The organism is Streptomyces sp. NPDC048604, from assembly GCF_043199435.1.
Lineage (GTDB): Bacteria > Actinomycetota > Actinomycetes > Streptomycetales > Streptomycetaceae > Streptomyces.
Genome location: NZ_JBICVX010000019.1, coordinates 96,961 through 123,063, shown reverse-complemented (window position 1 = coordinate 123,063; position 26,103 = coordinate 96,961). Strand labels below are relative to the sequence as shown.

At 70.4% G+C, this 26,103-nt stretch carries 24 protein-coding genes and 1 riboswitch; of the genes, 18 read left to right on the top strand and 6 right to left on the bottom strand.

From position 1 onward, the window contains the following. Nucleotides 1–43: 43 nt before the first annotated feature. From ACGFMM_RS31210 to ACGFMM_RS31200, 3 genes are all read left to right on the top strand, one after another. Nucleotides 44–730 (top strand): LmeA family phospholipid-binding protein, encoded by a 687-nt coding sequence (locus ACGFMM_RS31210; protein ID WP_393649835.1) that lies wholly within the window; start codon nt 44–46, stop codon nt 728–730. A gap of 187 nt (nt 731–917) precedes the next feature. Continuing rightward, the gene (locus ACGFMM_RS31205; protein ID WP_393649834.1) at nt 918–1,769 is read left to right on the top strand and encodes a hypothetical protein; all 852 of its coding nucleotides are present in this window, start codon (nt 918–920) and stop codon (nt 1,767–1,769) included. Next, nucleotides 1,766–1,975 carry a hypothetical protein gene (locus ACGFMM_RS31200; RefSeq protein WP_393649833.1) on the top strand — a complete coding sequence of 70 codons (210 nt, stop codon included), beginning with the start codon at nt 1,766–1,768 and terminating at the stop codon, nt 1,973–1,975. The genes ACGFMM_RS31205 and ACGFMM_RS31200 overlap by 4 nt, the downstream gene beginning before the upstream one ends. A gap of 54 nt (nt 1,976–2,029) precedes the next feature. Here the strand turns inward: ACGFMM_RS31200 and ACGFMM_RS31195 are convergent, their stop codons facing one another. Continuing rightward, entirely contained in the window at nt 2,030–3,061 is a 1,032-nt protein-coding gene (locus tag ACGFMM_RS31195) for an MBL fold metallo-hydrolase (protein WP_393649832.1), read from the bottom strand. 50 nt (nt 3,062–3,111) lie between these two features. Further along, complete coding sequence (locus ACGFMM_RS31190) at nt 3,112–4,044, bottom strand: serine hydrolase (RefSeq protein WP_393649831.1); 933 nt, start codon at nt 4,042–4,044, stop codon at nt 3,112–3,114. A gap of 34 nt (nt 4,045–4,078) precedes the next feature. Between ACGFMM_RS31190 and ACGFMM_RS31185 the strand changes: the two genes are divergently transcribed. Continuing rightward, the gene (locus ACGFMM_RS31185) at nt 4,079–5,032 is read left to right on the top strand and encodes a LysR family transcriptional regulator (RefSeq protein WP_393649830.1); all 954 of its coding nucleotides are present in this window, start codon (nt 4,079–4,081) and stop codon (nt 5,030–5,032) included. An 86-nt stretch (nt 5,033–5,118) separates the two neighbouring features. Here the strand turns inward: ACGFMM_RS31185 and ACGFMM_RS31180 are convergent, their stop codons facing one another. Together ACGFMM_RS31180 and ACGFMM_RS31175 are read right to left on the bottom strand one after the other, a co-directional pair. Continuing rightward, the gene (locus ACGFMM_RS31180) at nt 5,119–6,399 is read right to left on the bottom strand and encodes an extracellular solute-binding protein (RefSeq protein ID WP_393649829.1); all 1,281 of its coding nucleotides are present in this window, start codon (nt 6,397–6,399) and stop codon (nt 5,119–5,121) included. Nucleotides 6,400–6,633: 234 nt separating this feature from the next. Further along, nucleotides 6,634–8,133 carry an FAD/NAD(P)-binding protein gene (locus ACGFMM_RS31175; protein WP_393649828.1) on the bottom strand — a complete coding sequence of 500 codons (1,500 nt, stop codon included), beginning with the start codon at nt 8,131–8,133 and terminating at the stop codon, nt 6,634–6,636. 164 nt (nt 8,134–8,297) lie between these two features. Between ACGFMM_RS31175 and ACGFMM_RS31170 the strand changes: the two genes are divergently transcribed. The 10 genes from ACGFMM_RS31170 to ACGFMM_RS31125 all read left to right on the top strand — a co-directional run bounded on the left by ACGFMM_RS31170 (nt 8,298) and on the right by ACGFMM_RS31125 (nt 20,264). Further along, nucleotides 8,298–9,434, top strand: coding sequence for a LuxR C-terminal-related transcriptional regulator (locus ACGFMM_RS31170; RefSeq protein ID WP_393649827.1), 1,137 nt, complete (start codon nt 8,298–8,300; stop codon nt 9,432–9,434). Between the two features lie 83 nt (nt 9,435–9,517). Then, complete coding sequence (locus ACGFMM_RS31165; protein ID WP_393649826.1) at nt 9,518–10,279, top strand: SMI1/KNR4 family protein; 762 nt, start codon at nt 9,518–9,520, stop codon at nt 10,277–10,279. 174 nt (nt 10,280–10,453) lie between these two features. Beyond that, nucleotides 10,454–10,729, top strand: coding sequence for a hypothetical protein (locus ACGFMM_RS31160; protein WP_393649825.1), 276 nt, complete (start codon nt 10,454–10,456; stop codon nt 10,727–10,729). A gap of 53 nt (nt 10,730–10,782) precedes the next feature. Then, nucleotides 10,783–11,325, top strand: a complete 543-nt coding sequence (locus ACGFMM_RS31155; RefSeq protein WP_393649861.1) for a GNAT family N-acetyltransferase — start codon at nt 10,783–10,785, stop codon at nt 11,323–11,325. Nucleotides 11,326–12,129: 804 nt separating this feature from the next. Then, on the top strand, nt 12,130–12,780 hold the full coding sequence (locus ACGFMM_RS31150; RefSeq protein ID WP_393649824.1) for a DUF4360 domain-containing protein: 651 nt from the start codon (nt 12,130–12,132) through the stop codon (nt 12,778–12,780). 485 nt (nt 12,781–13,265) lie between these two features. Beyond that, a riboswitch (SAM riboswitch) is annotated at nt 13,266–13,407 on the top strand. A 191-nt stretch (nt 13,408–13,598) separates the two neighbouring features. Further along, nucleotides 13,599–14,321 carry an IclR family transcriptional regulator gene (locus ACGFMM_RS31145; protein WP_393649823.1) on the top strand — a complete coding sequence of 241 codons (723 nt, stop codon included), beginning with the start codon at nt 13,599–13,601 and terminating at the stop codon, nt 14,319–14,321. 712 nt (nt 14,322–15,033) lie between these two features. Continuing rightward, a complete protein-coding gene (locus tag ACGFMM_RS31140) occupies nt 15,034–15,873 on the top strand; it encodes an SDR family oxidoreductase (RefSeq protein ID WP_393649822.1) in 840 nt (279 codons plus the stop codon). A gap of 36 nt (nt 15,874–15,909) precedes the next feature. Beyond that, nucleotides 15,910–17,388, top strand: coding sequence for a cytochrome ubiquinol oxidase subunit I (locus ACGFMM_RS31135; RefSeq protein ID WP_393649821.1), 1,479 nt, complete (start codon nt 15,910–15,912; stop codon nt 17,386–17,388). Further along, on the top strand, nt 17,385–18,443 hold the full coding sequence (locus ACGFMM_RS31130) for a cytochrome d ubiquinol oxidase subunit II (RefSeq protein WP_393649820.1): 1,059 nt from the start codon (nt 17,385–17,387) through the stop codon (nt 18,441–18,443). Before ACGFMM_RS31135 ends, ACGFMM_RS31130 begins: the two co-directional genes overlap by 4 nt. A 45-nt stretch (nt 18,444–18,488) precedes the next feature. After that, nucleotides 18,489–20,264 (top strand): cation:proton antiporter, encoded by a 1,776-nt coding sequence (locus tag ACGFMM_RS31125; RefSeq protein WP_393649819.1) that lies wholly within the window; start codon nt 18,489–18,491, stop codon nt 20,262–20,264. 24 nt (nt 20,265–20,288) lie between these two features. On the opposite strand, the gene ACGFMM_RS31120 is transcribed toward ACGFMM_RS31125, so the two are convergent. Further along, complete coding sequence (locus ACGFMM_RS31120; protein WP_393649818.1) at nt 20,289–22,142, bottom strand: glycoside hydrolase family 15 protein; 1,854 nt, start codon at nt 22,140–22,142, stop codon at nt 20,289–20,291. Between the two features lie 262 nt (nt 22,143–22,404). On the opposite strand from ACGFMM_RS31120, the gene ACGFMM_RS31115 reads away from it, so the two are divergent. Beyond that, nucleotides 22,405–23,679, top strand: coding sequence for a DUF2254 domain-containing protein (locus ACGFMM_RS31115; RefSeq protein WP_393649817.1), 1,275 nt, complete (start codon nt 22,405–22,407; stop codon nt 23,677–23,679). Nucleotides 23,680–23,712: 33 nt separating this feature from the next. Here ACGFMM_RS31115 and ACGFMM_RS31110 read toward each other — a convergent pair whose 3' ends face one another. Then, entirely contained in the window at nt 23,713–24,771 is a 1,059-nt protein-coding gene (locus ACGFMM_RS31110; RefSeq protein WP_393649816.1) for a hypothetical protein, read from the bottom strand. Between the two features lie 201 nt (nt 24,772–24,972). Between ACGFMM_RS31110 and ACGFMM_RS31105 the strand changes: the two genes are divergently transcribed. The 3 genes from ACGFMM_RS31105 (at nt 24,973) to ACGFMM_RS31095 (ending at nt 26,103) form a co-directional block, all read left to right on the top strand. Then, complete coding sequence (locus tag ACGFMM_RS31105; RefSeq protein WP_393649815.1) at nt 24,973–25,377, top strand: FKBP-type peptidyl-prolyl cis-trans isomerase; 405 nt, start codon at nt 24,973–24,975, stop codon at nt 25,375–25,377. 257 nt (nt 25,378–25,634) lie between these two features. Beyond that, nucleotides 25,635–25,886: a DUF6400 family protein gene (locus ACGFMM_RS31100; protein ID WP_393649814.1), complete on the top strand. Its 252-nt coding sequence runs from the start codon at nt 25,635–25,637 to the stop codon at nt 25,884–25,886. After that, nucleotides 25,870–26,103 carry a hypothetical protein gene (locus tag ACGFMM_RS31095; RefSeq protein WP_393649813.1) on the top strand — a complete coding sequence of 78 codons (234 nt, stop codon included), beginning with the start codon at nt 25,870–25,872 and terminating at the stop codon, nt 26,101–26,103. Before ACGFMM_RS31100 ends, ACGFMM_RS31095 begins: the two co-directional genes overlap by 17 nt.

The window sequence follows — 26,103 nt, the reverse complement described above, 5'->3', positions numbered from 1 at the left end:
CGACACCGCAACACCGCCCACATCGAAGAAGCGGACCAGACGCATGGCTCTGCCACGACGGCAGGCCCGCCGAGTCATCGCCGTGACCGTACTGGCGGGCGCCGCACTGCTCACGGTCGACACCCTCGCCCGCCACGCGGCGGAGGAGAGGTTCGCCGACCGAATGGCCGACCGAATCGCCGACCGCCATGGCAGCGGGCGGGCCGCGCCGGAGGTCACCATCGAGGGCTACCCCTTCCTCCTCAACGCCGCCCGGGGCACCCACCCAGAGGTGCGGCTCGAGGCGGACGCCCTCACGCCCGACGGCATCCCGGTCAATGCCGCGGTCGATCTCCGCGAGGTGTCCGAGCTCGGCGATGGCTACACGGCAGCATCGGTCGATGCCGCATTCACCGCCCCGTTCGACTCGATCGGCTCCCAGGGCGGCCGGGAGATCCGGCTCTCCGACGCCGGCAACGGCCGGCTGCGGATCGAGTCCGACATCCTGGGGATGCCGCTGGTCATCACCGCCGAACTCCGCCTCGACGCAGGCGCCGTCACGCTGCGCGGGGACAGCGCCACCGTGGCCGGCCGCCCGATCGACCCGACCGCGCCCGCCATCGAAAGGGCCCTGTCAGAACGACGCCGGCAACTGCCGCCCCTCCCCCTGGGCCTGAAGGCCACCGCCGTATCGGTGGGCGCCGACGGGGTGACGGCACATGCCCACGCGCAACGCGTGGACCTCACCTGACCCGTCCTCCGCGAACCGCCGCGAACAGCAGGGCGGTCAGCGCCTGTGCCGCCGGCCGTCGTGATCGATTACCTCCGAGGTAATCGATCACGACGGCCCGCCACGGCAGAGTACGTCGTGCCAGGTCAGGGGCGGGTGCGCCGTCCCGGTGGCCCTAGACGAGCGTGCGGGAAGAAGGGGAACGGACATGGGGAAGAACGGTCGGTTCGTACGGACGGGCGCGGTCGCCGCGGCGCTGGTGTCGGGCGTGACGTTCGGGGCGGTCGCGGGAGGGCCGTCGCTGCCGGCCGTCGCCTCGCCGGCGGCGGGACTGCCCGCCGAGTGCGCGGAGGTCCGGGACTCGGTCGAGCGGCTGGAGGGCGACATCACCCCGAACGCCTGCGCGTTCATGCGGCGGCAGATCGCCTTCGGCGAGATCCCGACCGGCACCCCGCCCCAGGCCGGCGAGGTCACGCACCCCCGCGTCCAGGCGTACCTCGACATCTTCGACTCGGATGCCACGCTCTGGGAGGCGGGCAGCGCCCCGCAGCGCGGGCACGGCGTCATCGGCCCGTCGATCATCGGTTCGCTCGGGCTGGTACCGGACCTGCGATACACCGGGACGGACGTGGTGGCGGACGGGGCGGTCGTGATGTTCGGCCAGTGGAACGAAGCCACCGTCAAGGGACACAAGGTCGGCTACCCGCAGATCGCCCGCAACGTCCTCTCCGACGACGGCAAGACGATCCAGGCCCGTCGCTACTACGACCGGGTCACCCTGTTCCGCCCGGCCGCCCCGGAACTCCGCAACCTCTTCGACGGCGTCGCGGACCCTGCCCACCGTCGCGGCGGCATCCCTGCGGCCGTGGAGCCCGCTCGCTTCACCGCGGCCGAGATCACCGCCCGGCTCGCGGCGTGGAATGGCGAGGACGCCACCGCGCTCACCGAACGCATGAGGGGCGCCCGGCTCACCGGCCCCGGCCTCGCCGCGCCCGTGACCACGGCCGAGGGCCAGGCCGCTATCTCGACCGGCTCTTCGGGCAGGGCCGCTTCGAATTGAAGGCGGGGCAGGCTGCGTTCGGGCGATCCACCACGTACGTCGAGTGGCACGGCACGGTCACCACCCTCGCGGACGAGAAGGTCTCCTTCGGGATCGTCGAGCGCTTCGGCCCCGACGGCGAATGGGAACTGACCTTCGACACCCTCCCTCTGGTCGCCGACCAGAGCGCGATCCGCACGCTGTACCAGCGACTGGCACAGCCCTGAACCCGTCGGCCTCCGCTGCCACGAACAAGGAGCGGCTGCGCCCGAACCGCGGGCTCAGGCGGTGGACACCGGCCGCAGGTCCGCCCCGAAGACCGTCGCGTAGTCCGGGAGCACCACCCGGGAAGCAGGGCTGCGGCGGCGGACCTCGGCGACGAAACCGTCCAGATCCATCACCGGATCGCGCAGCGGCGCCCCGCTCAGCGGCCTCTCGAAGTGGTCCCAGTGCACCGGGACGACGGTCGCGGGGCTGCCGAGCGCGCCCAGCAGCCGCGGGACGTAGCGGTACGTCGCCCGGCTGGAGGGCACCGCTGCCATGAGGACGTCCGGGCGCAGTCCGGCCGCCGCACTCTCGTCGAAGTCGCTCGCCCCCATGAGGAACACCGAGGGCCCGCCCGCCACCGACAGCTGGAACGCCAGCGTGTCGCCCTCCGGCAGGTCCGAGATCGTGCGGGGGGCGGGCGACGGCGGGGCGTTCAGGGTGCCCGGGGCGAAGTAGGACCACTTGGCGTTGCGGCTGTGCCGACTCGCGACGACCTCGACCGTGTAGCCGTCGAAGTCCAGTACCTCGCCACCCTTCACGACGCTGATCTGCGTCTTGTCGACGCCGAGGGAGCGCAGTACGTGGTACGTCGTCTCCGTCCCGACGATCCGCGCGCCCGTGGACTTCGCCAGGTACGGAACGTCGTTGACGTGGTCCCAGTGGGTGTGGCTGACCAGGATGAGCTCCGGTCGGCCCGCGTGGCGGGCCACCAGTTCCTCGTCGCAGGACAGCTCCGTGGACGGGTCGAATTCGCGCTCCGGATCGAACAGGCCGGTGGGGAAACGGGTGATGTAGGGGTCGAAGAGCACACCGCGACCGCCACCGCGACCGCCGATGTCGATGCGCCACCCGGAGGTGCCGAGCCACCGCAGGGTCGCGCTGTCCGCCGGTACATGTGCGGAGGCACCGCCGACGCGCTCCGCGGCTCCCGCCGCCGCGGCGGGCAGCAGGGGCGCAGCGGCTCCGATCGCGGCGCCCCGCAGCAGCGTCCTGCGGACGAACGACCGCCTGCCGCCCTGTTCCATGGCCTTCTCGAGTTCGCTCATGGCAGGCAGAAGATCAGCCCGTGGCCGTGCACGTCCAAGACCGCAGCCATTCACGATCCATACCGGCAGGTGTATGACACCTGGTCAGCCCCGTCCCTCCGGGACGATGCGCGCAGCAGATCCACGGCAGTCCGGGCCGCGGTGCCGATCGCCACGTCCGTCCGCGTGCGGTTCGCCACCGGCTCGGGCGTGCGGGCGAACACCGCGACCGCGTACCGGCCGCCGTCCGGGTACTCGGCCACCCCGGCCTCGTTGTGCAGCCCCGGCAGCGTGCCCGTCTTCGCGGCGACGGCCACGTCGTCCCCGAACCCCGCCACGAGGCGGTGCCGGAAGACCTGGCGCGCCATCAGCGCCCGTACCTGGGCACAGGCCCGCGGGGGACCTGCCTCGTCGCGCCAGATCATCCGGAGCAGCCGCGTCGACTCCCGTGGCGTGCTCGCGTTCGTACGCGCCGGGTCGAAGGCGCCGAGCGCGGCGACCTCGGCCGGGGACAGCCTCGGGAACAGGGCGGCGAACTCCTGCTCGTCGCCCGCCCCGACCTCGGCGAGCATCGACTCCAGCAGCTGCCGAGGCCCGCCGACGATCCGGGTGTTCACCAGTCCCAGCTCCTTCGCCAGCAGGTTCACGGTGTCCAGCCCCACCCGCTCCAGCAGGAGATCCGCGGCCGTGTTGTCGCTCACCGACATCGCGAAGTGCGCGAGGTCCCGCAGCGAGATGTCCACGTCGTCCAGACAGCCTGCCGTGCCCCAGCCCCCCAGCCGGTGTCCGGCGGTGATCCGTACCCGCTCCCGCGGATCGAGCTGCCCTGCCGCCGCCTGGCGGGCGAATTCCAGGACCAGCAGCACCTTGAACACCGAGGCGAGCACGACTGGTTCGTCGGCGCCCACCCCTGCTTCGGCGCCGGAGTCGACGTCCACCACGTGCATGGCGCCCTCGGCCCCCGCCGCCGCGAACAGCGCGGTCAGCCTCTCCTCACCTAACATCCAGAGCCTCGCTCCCATCGCCTACTGTCGTCCCGTGGATCTCTTACGCCACCTGCGTATCTTCCTTGCCGTCGCCGACGAGATGAACTTCGGGCGGGCGGCCGAGCGGCTCGGCATGGCACAGCCGCCGCTCAGCCGTGCCGTCCGCAGACTGGAGGAGGACCTCGGCGCGGAACTCTTCGACCGCTCACGGCGCCAGATCCGGCTCACCCCGGCCGGCACGGTCCTCCTCGACGAGGCGCGTGACCTGGTGGCGCGGGAGCAGCGCACCCGCTCTTTGGTACGGCGGGCCCGGCACGGCGATCTCGGCACCCTGCGCGCCGGCGTGCCCCCGGACACTTCGGCCGCGGTGCTCGGCGCGCTGCTCGCCGCGTGCGCGGAGCGGGCACCGGCCCTGCGGGTCGACCTCCAGGAGGTGACGACGGACGAGCAGCTGCGCCTGCTGGTGTCCGGCGGGCTGGACGTCGGCCTCCTGTACGCTCCGGTCGACGCCACCGACCTCGTCCTCGGCCCCGAGGCGGGCGTCGACCTCGGCGTCGTCCTGCCCCGAACCTCGCCCCTCGCCCGGCTGCCCGAGGTCGCCCTCGCCGACCTCACGGGCCATGACCTGGTGCTCTTTCCCCGATCCGCCGCGCCCGGCTGGTACGACAGGACGCTCGAGATCTGCCGCGCGACGGGCTTCGTGCCCGCCCGCGTACGCCATGCCCGCAACCCCGAATTCGTCATCGGGCTCGTCACCGCGGGCCGGGGAGTGGCCTTCGACCAGGGTCTGGTGGCGTGCAAGGAGCCCAGGGTGGCCTGGCGGCCCCTGGCCGGCCGGCCGCTCACCCAGCGGATCCGCGCCGCCTGGCCGCGGCAGTCGCCGCACCCGGGGGCGCCGCAGTTCGCCTCGGTCGCGACGGACGTCCTCACGCGTGACCGCACGACGGCGGTGCCGAGTGGGGACGGTGACGACACCCCGCGCCCGTGGTCCGTGGTGTTCGGCTGAGCGCCGGGCCTGCCTCTACACGCTGACCCCGCAGTCGGAACAGCTGGAAAGGCCAGCAGCGAAGAACCTGCTACAGGGCAGACCCCCTACCCCTGCGCCGCTATCTCCTCGGCCTGCTGGGCGATCTCTTCCAGGACGGCCTTCGGGTCGGCGGACGGCTCGACGGCCTTGCCGATGTTCCGCTTGATGGTGTTGCTGACCTGCAGCCAGGACGGCTCGTCGACCGGGTAGAGCCGCGCGACGCGCAGTGCGGTCAGGAACTGCTCGGCACCGGGGTCCGCAGCCGCGTCCTTGGAGGCCTGGGTAGCGGACACGGTCGACGGCAACAGGTGGTAGCGCGCGGCGAACTCGATGAGGTTCTCGTCCCGGTAGACGAACTCCATGAACGAGCGCACCAGTTCGCGATTGTCCTCCCGCTTGAAGGCCATCATCCAGTCGGCGACACCCGCCGGCGGCGGGGTCTCCCCTTCGCTCAACGTGTCCGACACCGGCATGCTCAGAGTGCCGACCTTCATGCCCTTCGCCCTCGCCTCATGGAGGAGCGACGGGTATCCGTTGACCATGCCGACCTGGCCGCGCAGGAAGGCGTCGAAGGCCTCCTGCCGGTCGAGCTCGGCCGGCGGGACCGGGCCCGTCAGGGCGGGCTTGACCAGGTTGTCCTTGATCCAGCGGAACGTCTGCGTGTTCCGCTCGGACGCGATGTCGTAGCCGCCGTTGCTGTCCGTGTACCCCCCGCCGTTGCTCAGTTCCCAGATCAGGGCTTCGGCGTGCGCCTCCTCCGGACCGAGTGGCAGGGCGTACGGGTAGAGCACGCCCTCCTTCTTCAGCGCCTTGGCCGCGCCCTTCAGATCCGACCAGGTCTTCGGCGGCTTCGCTCCGGCCTTGTCGAACAGCTTCTCGTTGTAGAAGAGCAGCCGGCTGCTGGCCACGAAGGGCAAGCCGTAGAGGGTGCGGCCGACCGTACCGGCCTCAGCTAGCGGCGGCAGGAAGTTCGACTCGGCCCTGACCGACAGCAGCTCACCGGCGGGGTAGAGGCGGCCCTGCGCCGCGAAGTCGGAGTACGCGCCCATCAGGGCCACGTCCGGGGCGTTGTCCTCCTTGACCATGCGGGTGACCTCGCGGTCGACGTCGGCCCACGGATAGAGCGTCACCTCCACCTGTGTGTCGGGGTGGGCGGCAGTGAAGGCGGCGGTCAGTTTGTCCCAGTACGGCTTGGAGCTGGTCGCCGGACTGTTGCCGTACTCGGCGGCCACCAGGCGCAGCGTCGTCCCTCCACCGCTCCCGGACGAGCCGCAGGCGGTGACGAGAGAGCCCAGAAGTCCGATGGCTGCCACGGAGGCGGTCGCGCCGGAGAGTCTTCGTCGCACGGAATTCCTCTTGATCTTTTTCGGACAGTGCGTCCGGAATTCTCTCCTGACCACGGGGCCTATTTCGCCCCCTGACCGATAGTTGTGGCCATTGCTCCAACTGGGCCCGTTGCGAATAGTGGCTTCCGATATGCCACTGTTGATTCCGACGCGCGTAGAACCCTCCGCAGTGTCCAAAACAGCTCCTGCGCGCAGCATTGCCGAAAGGGCGCCCGAAGGGGCGTTATCTTCCCGTTACCTTCGCCCAGGGCCGCTGTTGCCGTCCTGAAGGAGTGCCCGGACAGTGTGGGCGCCCTGGGCGGCCAGGGCGGGGATGCTTGCGGTGAGGGCCGGGCCGCCGCCGGACAGGTCTCCGACCACGTGCACGCGCGGGTCCGAGGGGGTCAGGCCCCCGGACGGGTGGAGGGCGGCCAGGCCGGCGGCCGCCAGGGACCGGACCAGGTCACGGGCCGCCTCGGGGACCGCTTGCGGCGGCGGGTTCACCGCGTTGACGACGAACTCCGCGTTGCGATCGCCGCCGTCATGCCGTATCCGGAACCGCCCCCGCGCCGGCTCGATGGCGCGAACGCCCGGAACGAGAGTGAGCTGGCCGGACTCCAGGAGGCGCATCAGGACGGACGCGTTGCCCGGGATCATGGGCGAGGCCACGCTGACGGCCGTGCGGAGGTGACGCCGCAGCCTCGCGCGGTCGGGCTCTGCCAGCAGCCGCCACGCGTACGGGCCGACGGTGTGCATCGTCTCCTGCAGCACACGGCGGCCGATCCGAGGATCGGCGACGGCCGCCAGCTGCCGCCGGAGCCTCTCGACCGGGTCGTCGGCCTCGGTGGAGAGTAGTTCGGTCGCCAAAGCGTCGAAGTCCTCGCCTGCGTCGTCGAGTTCCGCGCGCAGCAAGCCGATGAGGTCGTCCAGAGCGACGGTCCCCCGCTCCTCGTGCAGCCGCGCCACACGTTCGACGGTCGCGTGCTGCGGGGACCGGGCGATGGGGCGCTGCCAGACGTGCGGCAGCACTCCGCTGCGCGAGAGGAGCGCGATTCCCCCTGTGTGCCCGCGCGCGGCGAGCGAAACGACGACGTCGACGGCGGTCAGACCACTGCCGATGACCGCGACGTCGCCCCGGGTCGGAACGCGCCCGAGCGTGTCGGCCAGCGGATACGGGTCGACCGTGAAGCCGGGGCGGCCGCTGAGGCCGTACAGGTCCGGGGGTGTTCCTCCGCCCACGCACAGCACGACGTGGGTGGCGTCGTGCTCGTGGGCGCCCCGGCGTGCGTCGTCATGTGCGTCATGTGCGTCATGGACGTCGTGCGTGCGCAGGACGAGACGAGACGCGGAACGGACGACCTCCGTGACGCGTCCGGCCACGACACGTACCCGCCAGCCCTGTTCGCCGAGGGCCGCCACGGCCTTCTCGGCGCTGTGCACGAGATAGTCGCCGTACAGAGCGCGCGGGACCAGCGGCCGCCCGAGGAGAGGGTCGGTGTGGTCGGCGCCCCGCTCCCCCAGCCAGGTCGCGTAGTGGCCGAAGTCGCCACTGCGGATCGACATGATGGCGGGTGGCGCGTTCACCAGCACCGAATCCATGTCCGGGCCGTACGCTCGTCCCCGCCACAGTCGCGGCGACGGCTCGAAGACGGTGATGGTGCCCGTCCCGCCGGCAGGCGTCCCGCCCGTTGTGGCGGCCAGCGCGTCGAGCAGACCGACTGTCGCCGCACCGCCCCCGATGATCGCGATGTCCATGCGCTCCCTCTCCGTTGTGCCGTGTGTCATCGACCTTCGACGACAGCGCGGGAACGCCGTATCCCCCGCCCACGGGCGTTCGGCCCGGAACTACCCCCCTCACATGAGGGGTTGTCGCCACCCGGACGAACGGACACGCTGATCACGCACGAAGGAGGACGCCTGTGACCGACCCACGCCGCCCGGTACTGTCCGCCGCCCAACGGGGCTCCGACACGCTGGAGTTGTTCAGCCGCGCCTCGGCCAAGCTGCGGCGGCTGGTGCCGTTCCACTCGGCGGTGTGGACGGCAGCCGACCCGGAGACGGGCCTGATCACGGCGCCGATGCTGGTGGAGGACCTCGGCTCCGCGGAGAGCTGCGCCACGTACTGGGAGAGCGAGCTCCTGGAGGAGAACGTCCTGCCGTTCCGCGAGCTGGCCCGGGCGCCCGTACCGGCCGCCGGGCTACGCGCGGCCACCGGCGACCTGCCCGCCCGCAGCACCCGCTTCCGGCGCCTCCTGCGCGATCAGGGCGTGTACGACGAACTCCGCGCCGTACTGCGGATCGACGGCCGGCCATGGGGCCTGGTGAGCCTGTTCCGCACCACCGACGCGTTCCGCCCCGACGAGATCGCGCTGCTCGCCGGGCTCTCCCGTCCGCTGGCCGCGCGGTTGCGCGGACTGGCCCGCCCGCCCCAGTCCACGCCGCACACCCAGGCCCCGGCGCCCGGACTGATCCTCTTCGACGAATCCGGCCAGGCCACGTCGATCAACGACGAGGCACGGCATCACCTGGCGCTGCTGCCCGAGGGCCCGTCGTCGTCCTCGCCCCTGGGAGTGAAGCTGCCGGTCTGGGTGATCGGCGTGGTCCTCCAGGCCCGCGCCATCGCCGACGGCCGCGACCACGGCACCGCCCGGGTACGCATCCGTACCACCGAGAACCGCTGGCTGGTCTGCCACGCCTCCTGCCTCGACGGCCCCGCCGGCAGGCCCGGACCGGTGGCCCTCGTCGTCGAACCGGCGACGCCCTCCGACCTCGCGGTCCTCATCGCCGACGCCTACGCCTTCACACCGCGCGAGTTGCAGATCGCCCAACTCCTCACCCGCGGCATGACCACAGCCGAAATCGCCGCCACACTGGTCATCTCGCCGCACACCGTCCGCGACCACCTGAAGACCGTCTACGCCAAAGCAGGCGTCTCCAGCCGGGGCGAACTGGTCGCCCGCCTCTTCACCGACCACTACTGGCCCGCCCTGCCCGCCCCCACACCCCTGCCGCGCCCCGGCCGACCCCCCGCACGAGCGCGGATCCCCCGCGTGTGATCTCGAAGGCGTCGTCGAACTCGACCTGGTGTGCCTGGCCCAGGAAACGGCGTAGCGGACGCGGAACGGGTACGGTCCACCGCATGGTGGGCGACTTCGATTTCGATGCAGCTGCGGCCATGCACGGCGGCATATCGGACCGGTCGGAGGCATGGGACTTCATCCGGGCCTTCGCGGCCGGGTGGTACGCGCCCTTGACCGATGGTGACGGCGTCGGGAAGGAAGAGCTCGACCAGGTGGAGGGCCGGCTGGGGCTGTCGCTCCCTTCCGCTCTGCGTGAGGCATACCTGCTCTTCGGCCGCCGACCGGAGTTGTTCGAGCACCAGGATCCGATGCTGCTTCCCTCGGAACTCTTCGTGCATGAGGACCTCGGGGGTGTGCTGTGCTTCCGCAGCGAGAACCAGGGGTGCGCCTTCTGGGGGGTGCGTCTGCGCGATCTGGGCGAGACCGACCCGCCAGTCGTCGTGCAGTCGCGGGACGGCTGGCGACCCTTCATGGACAGGGTCTCGCTGGCGTGTGTAGAGCTCGTCCTTTCGGAGGCGCTGTGCAGCGAGGAGCGGCTCTACAACGCATGTGAATTGCCGCCTGATGTTGCGGATACGCTTCCGCGGCACTTCGAACGGGTCGCGCTCCCGGATTACCCCATGTGGACGGGTGACGACGACTCTCCGGTCCGCTGGTACTCCGCTCCCGGGCTTCTTCTGCGGCAGGACGGACTGACGGCCCACAGCTGGCTGCACGTTCGGGGGCGAAACCTGGCCCATCTCACCGCGGCCTGCTCCTCCGTCCCGGGCCGATGGGCCCAGTGGCAGGGAACGGAGCCGGCCGAGGTCGACGAGCCCTGACACCCTGGCGGCGGCAGCACCCTCTCCTCGCTGATGAGCAGGCGAGGGCTACGCTGCCGGCCTCTCGATCCGAAGAAGTCCCAGACCACGCCAGCCAGCCTGTTCTGACTTGGCACGGTCTACGTGGTCGCCACGTAGACCGGTCCGGGCGCGACAGGGTGGCAGGATGACGCGGTGTCCGATTCTCTCCATGAGCCCTGGCCGCGCGGTATCGCCTTCAATGCGTCGGCGCCCTCCGACGTACTGATACGCCGGCAGGCGGAGCCGCTCGTGGAGCTGCAGCTCTGCGCGCTCCTCGTCGGGGATCCTGGTCATGCGGACACCATGCGGGCCGATGTCCGCCGCGCAGTCGGCACGCGCCGTCGCCTCGGTGATATCGAGCTCGCCGACGACCTGGTGCGCAATTGCCTCGCGCATGAGTCGCCCCGCGATCTACCCTCGCGTCCATGACGTCACACGGTGCGCCTGAATGCTTCCGGATCGTTCCCGGTGGTGCCGGGCTGGTGATCCGTCAGGAGATCCCTGACGATCACCGAGACGTGCGCGAGGTTCATACGCGCGCCTTCGGTGACAGCGATCGGGTTCCCGGGCTCGTGGAAGCACTTCGCGTTGCGGAGGCTGCGCTGGCGCCGATGTCCTTTGTCGCCGTCGTCGATGACCGGGTCGTCGGGCATGTCCTGCTGAGCGCGACGCGGTTGGATGCTCCGCGCCGGATCGTGGACGTCCTGTCGCTGTCACCGCTGGGCGTGGTCCCGGAGTTCCAGCGTCAGGGCATCGGTACGCAGCTCATCGCCCACGCCCTCGAGGCGGCCGACAGCGAGGGTGTGCCGTTGGTGTTCCTGGAGGGTTCGCCGCGCTACTACGGCACGCGCGGCTTCGAAGGCGCAGGCGCGTTGGGCTTCCGTTCGCCGTCGCTGCGTATCCCTGAAGCCGCGTTTCAGGTTGCCCGGTTGTCGGCTCACGAGCCGTGGATGACGGGCACCTTCGTCTACTCAGAGGTCTTTTGGGCCCTTGACTGCGTCGGCCTGCGCGACCCCAAGGACTGAGGGGCTACCCGACTCGGCCTGATCGTCAGGACGGTCACAGTGGCGGTGTCCAGCTCTTCGTCGGTTGCGTCCGATCAGCGAGGCGTCCGGCCGTCACGTGAACAGGGCCGTAGGTTCACTGAAGGTGTCGTTTCGGTGGGCGCGTACGGCCCTGTCGCCTTCTGCCTTCACGGGACTGTCGCGTGCACATCTCGGCAACTTGATCGAGGAGTTGACCGGGCCGGCGAAGTCCGTGCCCCGGATCCTCGCCTTCGGCCGCTGTCCAGATCGCCAAGGCGCCCGGCGCGGAGGTGACCGGCGTGTGCAGTACGAGAAACGCGGATCACGTCGCCGACTACGCCCCGGACGACTTCATCCGGACGGCACGCCCTACGAGACCGTGCTCGACCCGGTCGGCAGCCGAGCCCTTGCCGGCGTCATCACCTTCTGACGCCCCACGGACCTGCAGACAGCTCCAGTGGGATGCCCGGGGCCTGCGGCACCACCCGCTGTTCCGAGCCAAAGAAGGGTCGTTCGCGGGGCGATTGTTGGCCGGGGGCCGCCCTGCCCTTGCACGCTCGCGCATCTAGCATTCGAGCACCCCCGTTGGTACCGGCGGGGCACTCGAGGCGCACATCTGGCATGTGCATGATAGTTCAACAGTTGCCGGCTGCACCACCCCTTCCGCACGACCAGCGCCTCGACCCACCGCAGTAAGTCCAGGACGGCCGCCCGCCTCTGTGGCGCGCCGCACCCCCCGCCCCGCGACCAGGCGCCCCCGTGCGCCCGCGCTCGCCCGGCATGGAAGCACTGGATGGGAGAACCATGAGAGGCTCCTTAATGGTGAGCGGAGCGGTCACCGCCCTGTTCGCCTCGGCCCTGCCCGCACAGGCGGGCCCCTCGTCGATCGCCGACCCGCCCCCGGACAGGATCGTCATCGACATCGCCACGGTGAACGGCTCCGGCTGCCCCCTGGGCACCGCCGCCATCGCCGTATCCGAGGACAACACCGCCTTCACTGTCACCTACAGCGAGTACCTGGCGCAGGCGGGCGGCAACTCCTCCCCCACAGCCGCCCGCAGGAACTGTCAGCTCAACCTTGTGGTGCACGTGCCCCAGGGCTTCACCTACGCGATCGCCAGCGCCGACTACCGCGGCTACGCGTCGCTCCAGCCCGGTGCGACCAGCACCGAGAAGGCTTCGTACTACTTCCAGGGCTCGCCGAGCACCGCATCCCGGACGCACGCCTTCCGAGGCCCGTACGAGGACAACTGGCAGGCCACCGATGACACCGACTGGGCGCAGCTGGTGTGGGCGCCCTGCGGTGTCCAGCGGAACTTCAACATCAACACCGAGCTCCGGGTGGACGCCGGCACGTCGAACCCGGCCACCACGAGCTACATGACCATGGACTCCACCGACGGCGACATCAGCACCGTCTACCACCTCGCGTGGAAGCAGTGCCCCAGGAACTGACGCCGCGCCACCCCGGCCGGGTACCTCGTTCCCGGCCGGGCTCTGGTCCGCCGACGGACGCCGGAGACGCCGTCCGCAGTCCGCGGCAGGGGTGAGCCGGCCCTTCCGTTCCATGCGTTTCAGGTGAGGACATCGACAGCGCGAGCGACGGCCGGGCCCCAGGATGAGCAGGGAGACGAGGGACTGCACCGCCATGGTGATCTTGATCCATCCCGATCGCCATCAAACGGCACTTCAGGCAGCATGTGGGCCTTGGGCGCGTACTGCTACTGGCAGGCCGCCCGGCCTGCCTGCGCCTTGTGGCCCATCAGGACGACGACCTCCAGGGCGGGCGGCATCGAGGTCACGTCGCGCAGCAACGCGGCACTGCATGCTGCAGGCATCCTTCGGCCCGCTCGCCTCGCGCGCAACGCCACACCGGGACCACCCAGCGCCTCCTGGAAGCCGTTGGCAGGTAGCTCCGGGAGTCTTGTATGGTTCGTCGCGAATCATCCAGAGGGGTGGAGGGACCGGCCCTACGAAGCCCCGGCAACTCCCCGGTCGACTCGGCGCTCGATGTGCGCGCCGTGTGGTCGGGATCAGTGCCAACTCCGGCCTGCGCCACCGTGGCGCGGGAAAAGATGAGGAGACACGGTGCTCTCAAAGCTGCCCTTCGCCCAAGATCTGTCCACCTCGGGCTCTCCGCGTATCCGTCTCGTGATCGCCGCGGCATATCGGCCGACCGCTTCGGCCCTTCCCCGCTGACAACCCCTGCCCCTCCCCCGGGTGAGGTCGCCGCGAGTCATGGCTCGCGGTTCGAGACTGGAGCACAACCCTTCATGGACATTTCGGATATTTCCAGTGGCGTCGGCGTCCTCGACAAGACCGATGTGATCCTCGGTGCGCTGGCGTCGGGCCCGGCCTCTCTGGCGGAACTGGTCGCCGCCACCGGCTTGGCTCGGCCCACGGCCCATCGACTCGCCATGGCGCTCGAACACCACCGTCTGGTCGCCAGGGACGTCGAGGGCCGCTTCGTCCTCGGCCCTCGGCTCGCCGAACTCTCGGCCGCCGCGGGCGAGGACCGCCTGATGGCCGCGGCCGGCCCGGTACTCACCTCCCTGCGGGACACCACCGGCGAAAGCGCCCAGCTCTACCGCCGCCAGGGTGAGACGCGCGTCTGCATCGCCACCGCCGAGCGTATGGCCGGCCTGCGTGACATCGTGCCGGTCGGCTCCGCACTCCCGATGAAGGTCGGTTCCGCTGCCCAGATCCTGCTGGCCTGGGAGGAACCCGAGCGCTTCTACCAGGGTCTGCGAGGTGCTCGCTTCACGGCCGCCGCCCTCAGCAGCGTGCGGCGGCGAGGCTGGGCCCAGTCGATCGGCGAGCGTGAACCCGGACTGGCCTCCGTTTCCGCGCCGGTCCGCGACCCGTCCCGGCGTGTCGTGGCCGCCGTCACGATCACCGGCCCGATCCAACGCCTCACCCGACACCCCGGCGCGCGGCTCGCGAAGGCCGCCGTCGACGCGGCCGACCGCCTCACCGAGGCCGTCTGCCACTCCTGAGCGTGGGCCGGCTGATGACACGCCTGTCCACGACCCTGGGCTCGCGGCGACCGGTGGCGACGCGAACTCCTTCGGAACGACAAAATCGCCGACATGTCTCCCGACAACTGCCTCCTCAGTCGGCCGACCCGCTGCGCCGCCAGTCAAACGTTCGGCCTGTCGCCAGGCCCTCGGGGCGGCTCTGTCCACGAGATCGGGCTCCGGCTCGACCTTCGCCCGCGGTCGGCTACCGTGCGCGACGTCAGGTGTCGACCCGTCAGAGAATGCGAGCGCCCGATGAAGCCGCCGTTCTGCGCCATATGCCTTGTTCCGTACCAGCATTCGGACTTCGAGTACGGGGACTTCACCCTCGTGTACTTCCAGCCCACAAGGACGTATCCGGATGACTGGACCGGTCACCCGGAGCACTGCGAGTGGTTCTGCCCCTCGCATCTCCCCCTTACGGAGGGCCTGACGCATCTGCCTGCCGTGGAGGCACTGGCACACATCCGAGCGAACCTGCGCGGGACGACAAACCAGGCAACCTAGGGCGGTCGCCGACATTGGCCCGGCTGGGCTGAGACCAACGGGCCGCTGGTCCGATCGGACGAAGCTGCTCGGCTCAACGGCGCAACTCGGGGTCCCGCTGCACGTCGACTGCCCCGGCCGGTGATTCTGTGACCTCCGTGCCCGGCCCACTACAGCCGGGGGGCGACGAGGAGGCAGGGCATCGATGGGTTCCGCCACGGAAGCACCGCAGGGTGTGGTCCCCGCACGTCTGCTACGGGGCCAGAAGGCGCTGGTCACCGGAGCCAACTCGGGCATCGGCAAGGCCACGGCCATCGGCCTGGGTCGAGCCGGTGCCGACGTGGTCGTGAACTACGTGTCGGGCCGTGAGGCCGCCGAGGAAGTGGTCGAGGAGATCACTTCGTTCGGGGTGCGCGCTGCGGCGTACGAGGCGGACGTGTCCCAGGAGGACCAGGTCACCGCGATGATGGACCGGATGGTCGAGGAGTTCGGGACCATCGACGTCCTGGTCGCCAACGCGGGACTTCAGCGCGACGCCCGGCTCGCCGACATGACGCTCGCCCAGTGGCAGAAGGTCATCGACGTCAATCTCACCGGTCAGTTCCTGTGCGCGCGGGAGGCCGCCAAGGAATTCCGGCGCCGCGGCGTGGTCCCCTCCGTGTCCCGCGCCGCCGGGAAGATCGTCTGCATGAGCTCGGTGCACCAGATCATCCCGTGGGCGGGGCACGTCAACTACGCGTCCTCCAAGGGTGGCGTGCAGATGATGATGCAGACACTGGCCCAGGAGCTAGCACCGGAGAAGATCCGGGTGAACGCGGTCGCCCCGGGGGCGATCAAGACGCCGATCAACCGTGCTGCCTGGGAGACGGCCGAGGCCCGCGAGGACCTGCTGAGGCTGATCCCGTACGACCGGATCGGCGACCCCGACGACATCGCCAACGCCGTGGTCGCGCTCTCCTCCGACCTCATGGACTACGTCGTGGGGACCACCCTGTACGTCGACGGCGGGATGACCCTCTTCCCGGGCTTCGCCACCGGCGGCTGACCCTGTTCCCAGACGTCATCGACAGCGAAAGCGCGTATGTCCACCTCGTTCCACCTGCTGGCGGATGCCCCGGCCCAACTGCTGCCCGCCCGGGAGCTCATGGCCTTCACTCTGGCGTCCCACATCATCCTGGTGCCCCTGGGCGTGGCCTTCCCCTTCATCACCCTGGTCATGCACTACCGCGGACTGCGCCGCAAGGACGCCACGGCCCTGCTTCTGGCGCGGCGCTGGTCGGCCGTCATGGCGGTGCAGTTCGCGCTCGGCATCGTCACCGGCACCGTGCTCTCCTTCGAGTTCGGCCTGCTCTGGCCCGGCCTGATGGGCAGATGGGGTGATGTCTTCGGCATCGGATTCGGCGTCGAGGCCTGGGCGTTCTTCCTGGAGGCGGTGCTCATCGCCATCTATCTGTACGGGTGGCGGCGGCTGAAGCCCCGTACGCATTTCCTGCTCGGGCTGCCGCTGCCGGCCGCCGCGCTGCTCGGAGCGTTCGGCATCCTGGCCGCCAACTCCTGGATGAACACGCCGCAGGGCTTCTCCCTCGACCCCGAGGGCAATCCGGTCGATGTGGACATTCGGAAGGCGATCTTCACTCCGATGTTCGGGCCGCAGTACTGGCATTTCGTCGTGGCGATGATCCTCACCGCGGGCTTCATGGTGGCCGGTGTCTACGCCACGGGCTGGCTGCGCGGCCGCCGGGACCACTACCACCGGCTCGGCTTCGCCGTCCCGTTCACCATCGCCGCGGTGGCCGCTCCGGTGCAGTTCGTCCTGGGCGACTCCATCGCCCGGTCGGTGTTCCACAAGCAGCCGGTGAAGTTCGCCGCACTGGAGATCGTCTGGAACACCGACACCCGTGTGCCGGAGTACCTCTTCGGCCGCCTGCACTCGGACGGAACCGTCTCGGGAGGCATCAAGATCCCGCTGCTCGACTCGGTGCTGGCCGGCTTCTCTCCGGACACCAAGGTGGTGGGACTGACCTCCGTGCCGGCGGACCAGCGGCCCACGGCCACCCAGGCGACCATCGCCCACTGGGCGTTCGACCTGATGGTCGTCATCGGCTCCGGCCTGGTACTGCTCGCCCTCTGGTACGGCCTGGTCTGGCTGCGGCACCGGCGGCTTCCCGCCTCCCGGTGGTTCTACCGCGCCGCCGCCTGTTCGGGCGTGGCCTCCGTCGTGGCCGTCGAGTGCGGCTGGATCGCCACCGAGGTGGGCCGCCAGCCCTGGATCGTCTACCAGAACATGCGGGTCGCGGAGGCGGTGACCTCGACCCGCTCCACCACCCTCTGGATCATGCTCGGCGTGGTAATGGTCGTGTACGTGTTCCTCTTCGGCTCGTTCCTCGTCATCCTGCTCAAGATGCGCACGCGCTGGCGGCGCGCCGACGAGCAGCAGGCCGCGGGAGGTACGGCCCAGGTCCCGGAGGCGGACACCCCGTACGGTCCGCGGGCCCCCGTCCCCGCAGGTGATGCCCCCGCCGACGGCGGGGGCGGCCGGGCCGAGGACGGCCGATCGTGACCGCCGACCTCATCGCCGTGGTGCTGCTCCTCGCCGTGACCGCGTACGCCTGCGCGGGCGGCACGGACTACGGGGCCGGTTTCTGGGATCTGACGGCGGGAGGTGCGGAACGCGGCCGACGGCCCCGGTGGCTCATCGACCACGCCATGGCTCCCGTATGGGAGGTCAACAACGTCTGGCTGATCTTCGTCCTCGTCATCATGTGGACCGGCTTCCCCACGCTGTTCCAGACCGTGTTCACCGCGATGTGGCTCCCACTGGCGCTGGCCGCCATGGGCTTGGTCCTGCGCGGCGCCGGCTTCGCGTTCCGCAGGCCCTCCCGGCGGCTCGCCGGACGGCGGCTGTACGGTGCCGTGTTCGCCGTGGCCTCGCTCGTCACGCCGTTCTTCCTCGGCGCCGCTGTCGGCGGGGTCGCGTCGGGACGGGTGGCGCCCGGTACCGAGGCGTCGGCGGACGCCTGGTCCAACCCCACCTCCCTCATGTTCGGGCTGGTCGCCATCGCGACCACCGCGCTCCTCGGCGCGGTCTTCCTCACGTGTGACGCCCGCCGCTTCGATGCGCCCGATCTGGTCGGCTACTTCAGGTGGCGGGCGCTGGGCACGCTCGGGGCGCTCACGGTCCTGGCAGTGATCACCGGCTTCGTCACCCATGAGGACTCCCCCCACGTGTGGCACGGGCTCACGCACGGCCTGGGGCTGCTCTTCGTCGTCATGGCCGGCGTGGCAGCGCTCGCGACGGCCTGGCTGCTCCTGCGCACGCCGGGCGTGTGGGTGCGCGTCACGGCGGTCGGCGTCGTCGCGTCCGCCGTCATCGCCTGGGGCATGGCGCAGCGCCCCTACCTGGTTCCCACGTCGCTGACCGTTGCCGACGCCGCGGGCGCACCCGCCACCCTGACGTGGCTGGCGATCGTCACCCTCGTGGCCCTGGTGCTCGTCGTGCCGGCCGTGGTCCTCCTCTACTGGCTCGACACCCACGGAGAACTGGAAGAACTCACCGACGCCGAGCTGCGAAGAGGCAGCGGCGCAGAAGGTGAGGGCTCGGCACCAAGTGGCTGACCGCCCGGTCCCCCTCGCGCCTGAAATCCGACGAAGGAAGCCACTGTGACCGACGACGAGATCCTTCTCGGACTCTCCCTGACGGTGGTGCTCGCCACCGCCTCGCAGATCCTGGCGAGCAAGCTGCGCCTCCCGGCCCTGATCATCCTGCTGCCGGTCGGGTTCGCCGCCGGCGCGATCACCGATGTCATTCATCCGGACCGGTTGCTGGGACCGACGTTCTCCGGCCTGGTGTCCCTCTCCGTCGCGGTGATCCTCTACGACGCCGGCCTGGGACTCGACCTGCGCAAGCTCACCGGCCACACCCGGGCGATCGTGGGACGGCTGCTGGTGTACGGGGTACTGCTCACGTCGCTTGTCGTCATGTCGGCGGCACCGGCGCTGTTCGACATGCCGCTGCGCGTGGCCGCGATGCTCGGCGTGATCCTCGTCGTCTCCGGTCCCACCGTCGTGGGTCCGCTGCTCGACTTCGTACGGCCGACGGACAAGGTGCGACGCATCCTCATCTGGGAGGGGACGCTGACCGACCCGATCGGCGGCATTCTCGGCGCGCTCACCTTCCACGCCATCGCCACGACGGACCGAGTCGACATCGGCCGCGGATACCAGCTGGGCCAGTTCGGCATCAGCATGGCTGTCGGGCTCGTCGGCGGGGCCGTGGGAACCGCCCTGCTGTGGTTCGCCCTGCGCACCCTGCGACTCGGCGAGACCCTGGGCACGCTGGCCCAACTGGCCACGGTGATCGGCGTGTCCGCGGGCTGTGACATCGTGCGGGACGACACGGGGCTCATCGCCGCGATCGTCACGGGACTGGCCGTCGCCAACATCCGCGGGTTCGACATGCCCGCTCGGCGTCCCTTCTTCGAGACCCTGGTACAGCTGATCATCGGGCTCCTGTTCGTCTCCATCTCTTCCACCGTCACCCCGGCGTCCCTGGTGCCGGTGCTCCTTCCCGCGCTGGCTCTCCTCGCGATCCTCGTCCTGGCGGTGCGGCCTCTCGTAGCCCTCGCCGCGACGGCACGCTCGGGGCTGGCCCGAGGGGAGCGGGCTTTCATCGGATGGATGGACCCGCGCGGCATCGTCGCGGCGGCCACGGCATCAGCGTTCTCCGCCAGCCTGGTCGACCGGGGGATCAGCGGGGCCGACAGGATCCTGCCCGTCACGTTTCTGGTGATCGTGGGAACCGTGCTGCTGTACTCGCTGACGGCGTCGCCCGTGGCCAGACGGCTGGGCGTCGTCAAACCGGCGGGCAGGCGCATCCTCCTGGTGGGCGGGGCGCCGTGGGTGGTCGACCTGGGACGAGCGCTGCGGTCCGCGGGACTGGACGTACTGATGTGGGCGGGGCTCGACGAGGAGCGGCAGCGGATCGAGGGGATGGGGATCGACCTGGCCACCGGCGACCTGTTGGCCACGGCCATCAATCCCGGAGCACGGCTGGAGGGAGTGACGGCCGTGTTCCTGGCCACCGACGACGACGATTTCAACGCGCTCGCCTCGCTCGTGATGCAGGACAACGTCGAAGGGCCCGTTTATCGGGTCGGGCCGCCGCACGACAGCCATGGAGTGGTCGCTCCGTACACCGGCGGCGACCTCCTCTTCGGCCGTTCCCTCGTCCGTCACGTCCTGGCGGAACGCTACGAGCGGGGTGCGCGGTTCGTGGTGCAGCCCGCCTCCGCCCCGGTGCCGGCGGAGCACGACACTCTGTTCGTGGTGCGGGCCGACCACCGGCTGGACCCGGTCACCGAGCGGGAGGGAACCGCCCCGCAGAAGGGGGACACGGTCGTCCTGCTCGGTTCTGTTCCGACGGAGGCCGGAGAGTGAACCTCGCACGCGGGCTCCGTGCGGCTACCTCCCGCCCCGGGGCGCGTCATTGAGCTTCGCGTCCAGGGTGATCGCCGCGTCGATCAGCGCCAAGTGGGTGAACGCCTGAGGGAAGTTGCCCAGCTGTCGCCCCGTCAGGCCGATCTCCTCCGAGTACAGGCCCAGGTGGTTGGCGTACGAGAGCATCTTCTCCAGCACCAGCCTGGCCATGTCGGTGCGTCCGGCCCGCGCCAGGGCGTCGACGTACATGAACGTGCACAGGGAGAAGGTTCCCTCGGAACCGCGCAGTCCGTCGGGGGACGCCTCGGGGTTGTAGCGGTAGACCAGGCTGTCGCTGACCAGCTCACGCTCCATCGCGTCCAAGGTGGACTTCCACTTCGGATCGTCCGGGGTGATGAACCCGACCGTGGGCATGCGCAGCAGGGACGAGTCGAGGACGTCGTCGCCGTAATGCTGTACGAAGGCCTGCTTCTGCGGGTCCCATCCCCGGTCGAGCACCTGCGCGTAGATCTCGTCGCGCGCGTCCACCCAGCGGCCACCGGCCGCGGGACGCCCGTCGTCGAAGGCGATCCGGAGGGCCCGGTCGAAGGCCACCCAGGACATCACCCGGCCGTACGTGAAGTCCTTCCGGCCGCCTCGGGTCTCCCACAGCCCTTCTCCGGGCTGGTCCCAGTGGTCGACCAGCCAGTCGAGCAGAGTGTGCAGCGCCTTCCAGCCCCCGGTGTCGAGGTGCATGCCGTGCCGGTGCGCGAAGTAGATGCTGTCGAGCGCCTCGCCGTAGATGTCGAGCTGCAGCTGGGTCGCCGCTCCGTTGCCGATGCGGACGGGAGCGGAGCCGCAGTACCCCTCCCAGTGTTCCAGGGTCTCCTCGACGAGGTCGGAGGAGCCGTCGACCCGGTACATGATGTTCAGCGGCCCGGTCCCGGCGCCGTTCTCTTGGCCGGCCTTCTCCTTCACCCGGTCGTGCAGCCAACTGATGAACGCCGTCGCCTCCTCCTTGAACCCCAGGCCCAGCAGCGCGTACACCGAGAACGACGCATCACGGATCCAGGTGAAGCGGTAGTCCCAGTTGCGTTCCCCGCCCAACTGCTCGGGCAGAGCCGCCGTGGGGGCGGCGACCAGGGCGCCGGTCGGCGCGTAGGTCATGAGCTTCAGCGTCACGGCCGACCGTTCCACCGCCTCCCGCCAACGGCCCGAGTAGGTGGACTGGCCCAGCCAGGAGCGCCAGAAGCGGACGGTCTCGTCGAACAGCTGCTGGAACTCCGCCACGCGGACCACGTGCGGCTGCCCGTCCGGGGACGACTCGATGATCAGACCGCGCTGCTGCCCCGCCTGCAGGGTCAGGCTGAAGCGCAGGTCCTTGTCGCCCGAGAGGATCGTCAGCAGCCGCTCGTCCTGCGGTTCACGGACGGGGTGGACGGCGAGCTCCATCTCCTCGGAGGTGAACAGGGCTCCGTGCTCCGAGAGGTGCAGCTCGTGCGGCTTGCGGCCGTAGTCGAAGCGCGGGGCGATCTCCCCTTCGAACGTCATGCTGCCCCGCACACAGCGCAGCATGCGGACCAGACGGTGCCGGTCCGTCGCCGTCGTGCCGGTGACCGGCATGAAGTCGACCACCTCGCCCGCCCCGGCCTCCGTCATGAAGCGCGTCACCAGAACGGCGGTGTCCGGGTGGTAGAGCTGCTTCGTCGTGTAGGCCTCCGCGGCCGGTCTTACGGTGAAGTGGCCGCCCTTCCGACGGTCGAGCAGCGCGCCGAAGATGCTGGGCGAATCGAAGCGCGGACAGCAGAACCAGTCGATCGTCGCATCGGTCGTCACGAGGGCCGCGGTCTGCAGGTCACCGATCAGGCCGTGGTTCTCGATCAGAGGGTAGTCGTCCATCTTGAGCCCCTTTCGGCCCCCGGTAGACAACGATCGGGCACCGTGACACAGCGCCCGAGGTGGTGCGGGCGCCATTCGGCCAGCTTAGGCCGACGGTGTCGTCCCGTCCTGGCGAGCGAATCGCACCGGGCGACGGCGGAACTCTGCCGCTGCGCCGCTCCGGGAAGGGCTCTACCGTGAGGTGGCGGCGCTCCCGCGCAGGGAGCCCGCGGTCTCGTGTGCCCCATGAGCACCGGACTCCTCCGGGCGAAGGAGGCGTGACGTGGGTGTCCTGACGTCCTGGGCGGCCAGGTTCAGGCTGCGGCAATACGTCAAGGCAAGCCTGTGGATCGTGCCGTCGTTCGGGCTCGTCGTCGGCGCCCTGCTCGCCGAGATCGCGCACACCGCCGACAACGCGGACTGGCCGACCGGCTGGCACTACTCCGCGACGACAGCGAGCGGCGTGCTCGCCGCCATCGTGGGGGCGATGGTGGCTTTGCTCGGATTCGTCGTCACCATCGGCGTACTCGTCGTGCAGCAGGCGACGGGAACCCTCTCCCCTCGCTATATGCGCCTGTGGTACCGGGACCGGCTGCAGAAGGCGGTGCTGGCGACCTTCACCGGGACGTTCGCGTTCGCGTTCTCCCTGCTGCGCAGCGTCGAAACCGACTCCGTCCCCGATCTCGGCGTCACCCTGGCCGGCGTCGCCGTGGCCGTCAGCCTCGTGCTCCTGCTCATCTATCTGAACAGGTTCACCCACAGCCTCCGGCCGGTCGCCATCGCCGAGCTGGTCACCCGCATGGGAGAGGCCGTCTTCACGAGCAGCGCCGCGGCGATCCGGGACGCGGCACCACGCGGAGACGGAACCGTGTCGTCCGACGGTCCGGTGATGCGCCTGCGTACCGGACGAGGGGGCGCCATCCAGGCGTTCAACGTGGCCGGGCTGGTCGCGGAGGCGGAGCGCCACGACTGCGTCTTCGTCGTGACCCGGCTGATCGGCGACTTCGTACCGCCCGGCAGTGTCCTCATCGAGGTCCACGGGGGTACGTCGAAACCGGACCCGGACCGGGTGACCGGGCTCGTCGCCCTCGGGGCCGAGCGCACCATCGAGCAGGACCCCGCGTTCGCGCTGAGAGTCCTCGTCGACATCGCCATCAGGGCCCTTTCCCCCGCGGTGAACGACCCTACGACCGCGGTGCAGGTGCTCAACTACATCGAGTCCTTCCTGCACAAGGTCGGCAGCGCGCGCCTCTCCGGCCGTTACGTGCTGGCCGATCGCCACCAGCACGCCCGGCTCGTGCTCCCGGGGCGGGACTGGGAGAACTTCCTTCAGCTCGCGGTATGTGAGATCCGCGAGTACGGAGGGTCGTCCGTGCAGATCTGCCGCCGGCTCCACGCCATGCTCGAGGGCCTGCTCGACACCCTGCCGCCGGCTCAGCACACCGCTGTGCGCGCGGAGATCAGCCTGCTGCAGGAGTCGATCGATCGCGAGTTCACCGACCCGGCCCGCCGGGCCATCGCGCGACGGCCCGACCGCCAGGGCATCGGTGGGCAGTAATCCTCGTAGCGGGGCTGCTGCGTGGGGAGACGGTCAGCCGGTCGGCAGGCCCAGCCCGTAGTAGGTGACGTGATAGCCGTCCACGTACCCCGCCTCGCCGCCGATGATCAGGTCGGTGGGTTCGCTCGCGCCCGCCGCCCTGGCCGTGGCCACGAGCATCTCGGCGAGAGCGTGGCCCTTCGGCTCGCCGGGGCCGCCCGCGTCCACGCGCCAGACCGGATCGTCGTCGCCGAAGACCGAAGCCGTGTGCGGGTGTTCGGCGACCGTGCCCCAGCCGAGTGCGGCCAAATCGACGTCGTCGGGGGCGAAGCAGGCGATCGAGAGCCGGTCGCCGCACGCCACGTCGAAAAGGAGGGGCGCGCTCTGGCCGTTGCGCCCGTAGAACGGCATCCCGATCCTGACGCCCAGGGCGGTGGTCTCGGCGGGCAGCGCTCCCAGGAATTCTCCCAGCGACCGGGTGACGGTCTCCCAGCTGCGGGCGGTCCAACCGCCCGGGAAGCCGAGGCCGACGTTGGCCTGATCACGGTTGCTGCCGAAGAAGCCGCTGATCGCGTTCTCCTCGCCGATGCCCTGACGCCAGAACCAGTTCTCCGCCGGGCCGGTGGGCTGCAGGACCAGCTCCGGCCCCGACTTCCCGGCGCGCAGTTCGAGCGTGTCCGGCCTGCCGCGCCAGCGCAGGAAGGGGGCGCCCCAGAGCGGCTCGCTGTCGTAGAAGGGGCCCATGTCGCCGTGCGAGCCCAGGATGGACGGCTTGCCGAGTGCGGCGGTCACCTCCTCCTTCGCGGCGCGGAAGGCGGCCGCCTGCGCTGTGGCGTCCGGCCCGGGGGCCGCCACCGGAACCGCGAGCTCCACGTACGACTCGCCGTCGACGTAACGCTCCTCGTAGGTGCCGACCGGGCGCAGGCGAGCGTCGCCCGAGGACCGGCCAGTCATCAGGACAGGAGCGTCCGACGTGCCGCCCCAAGCCCACTCGAGTTCGGCCGCCGCAGCCTTCACGCCCTCCGGCGTCCAGCCGTCGGTGTCTGCCGCGACGAGTCGCCGGGCGAGGTCGCCGATGGATTCCTCTGCTGTGCTTCCCCGTTGTGCGTTCATCGGGCCATCGTTTCGCATCCCGGGTCGGACGCTTGCGGCAGGGTGCACACGCCGGCGCAATGCCGGCTGAGCACCGTGCTCCGCCGGGTCGACGTGTTCCGGGGACCGGCCTTCTCGGTAGCGTGATCACCTGCTGCGTGGAGTGTCCAAGTGTCCGGCTGGTCCGTGCGAGGGCTTCCGGCGGAGAGTGATGAGGCTGCGATGAGTGAACCGACGAAGCCCGAGGTCGAGGTTCCGGAGGGTGACGCTCCCACCGAGCTGACCACCCGGGACCTGGTCGTCGGGGACGGGCCCGAGGCGAAGCCGGGCATGGTGGTCAGGGTTCACTACGTCGGGGTGACCTTCGAGACCGGGAAGGAGTTCGATGCCTCCTGGGACCGGGGCGAGCCGTTCAAGTTCGCCCTGGGCGGTGGCAGGGTCATCAAAGGCTGGGACCGGGGGGTGAGGGGCATGAAGGTCGGCGGTCGGCGCGAGATCATCGTTCCCCCGCGTCTCGGCTACGGCAAGCAGTCGCCCTCGCCGCTGATCCCGGCGGGCTCGACTCTGGTCTTCGTGGTGGACCTGCTCGAGTCGTACTCGAGCACAACGGGGTGGAGCAAGGCATAGCGGCCCTTGGCCGCCCCTTCGGGGTGAGATGCGCCACAGCGGGACGAGGCATGGTGATCCCTCACGTGCCGCCTCCCGCGGCCCCGGGCCCTCCCCTGCCCCGTTTCATGGCGGTGCAGGCCCGCTCTCACGCCCCCGCGGGCACCCCGCGCATGCTGCTCGGGAGGTGATGTCCGCCCTTCCCTGCCCGGTGCCCGCTCTGGTAGACGTGTCGGATTCCGTTCGATTCCGTCGAAAGCACCATCGAAGGCACCCCCATGAACCAGGCCCCCGATCCCGACCACGTCACCTTCACCATCGACCTCACCCTCGAGGAGGCCCGCCGACGGGCCGAGGTGGTGGCGGCGCTGGGGGCCGACTGGGACCCGGTGGCCGTGCTGCGGGAGGAGCAGGCCGCGTACGACCTGCTCTATTCGGGCCTGGACGAGGAGCAGCTGCGGATCCACTCCATGCTGGTGGCGGCGGGTGTGCTGCCGGGAGAGGAGCCGGGCCGTGCGGCTTCCCATTGACCCCCACGCCGACCGGGCGCGCCGCGCCTGGGTCGCCTGCCCGGGCTGTGACGACGCCCGCGACTGCGGGCCCTGCGCGGAGCGCCGCAACTGCTCGGAGCACTGGCGCTATCTGATAGCCAACAAGGGGCCGAAGGTCCATCTGCAGTGCCCGAACTGCACTCACACATGGACCCTCGACACCGCCCGCGACCGCCGCCGCGGCACGCGGGGCTGA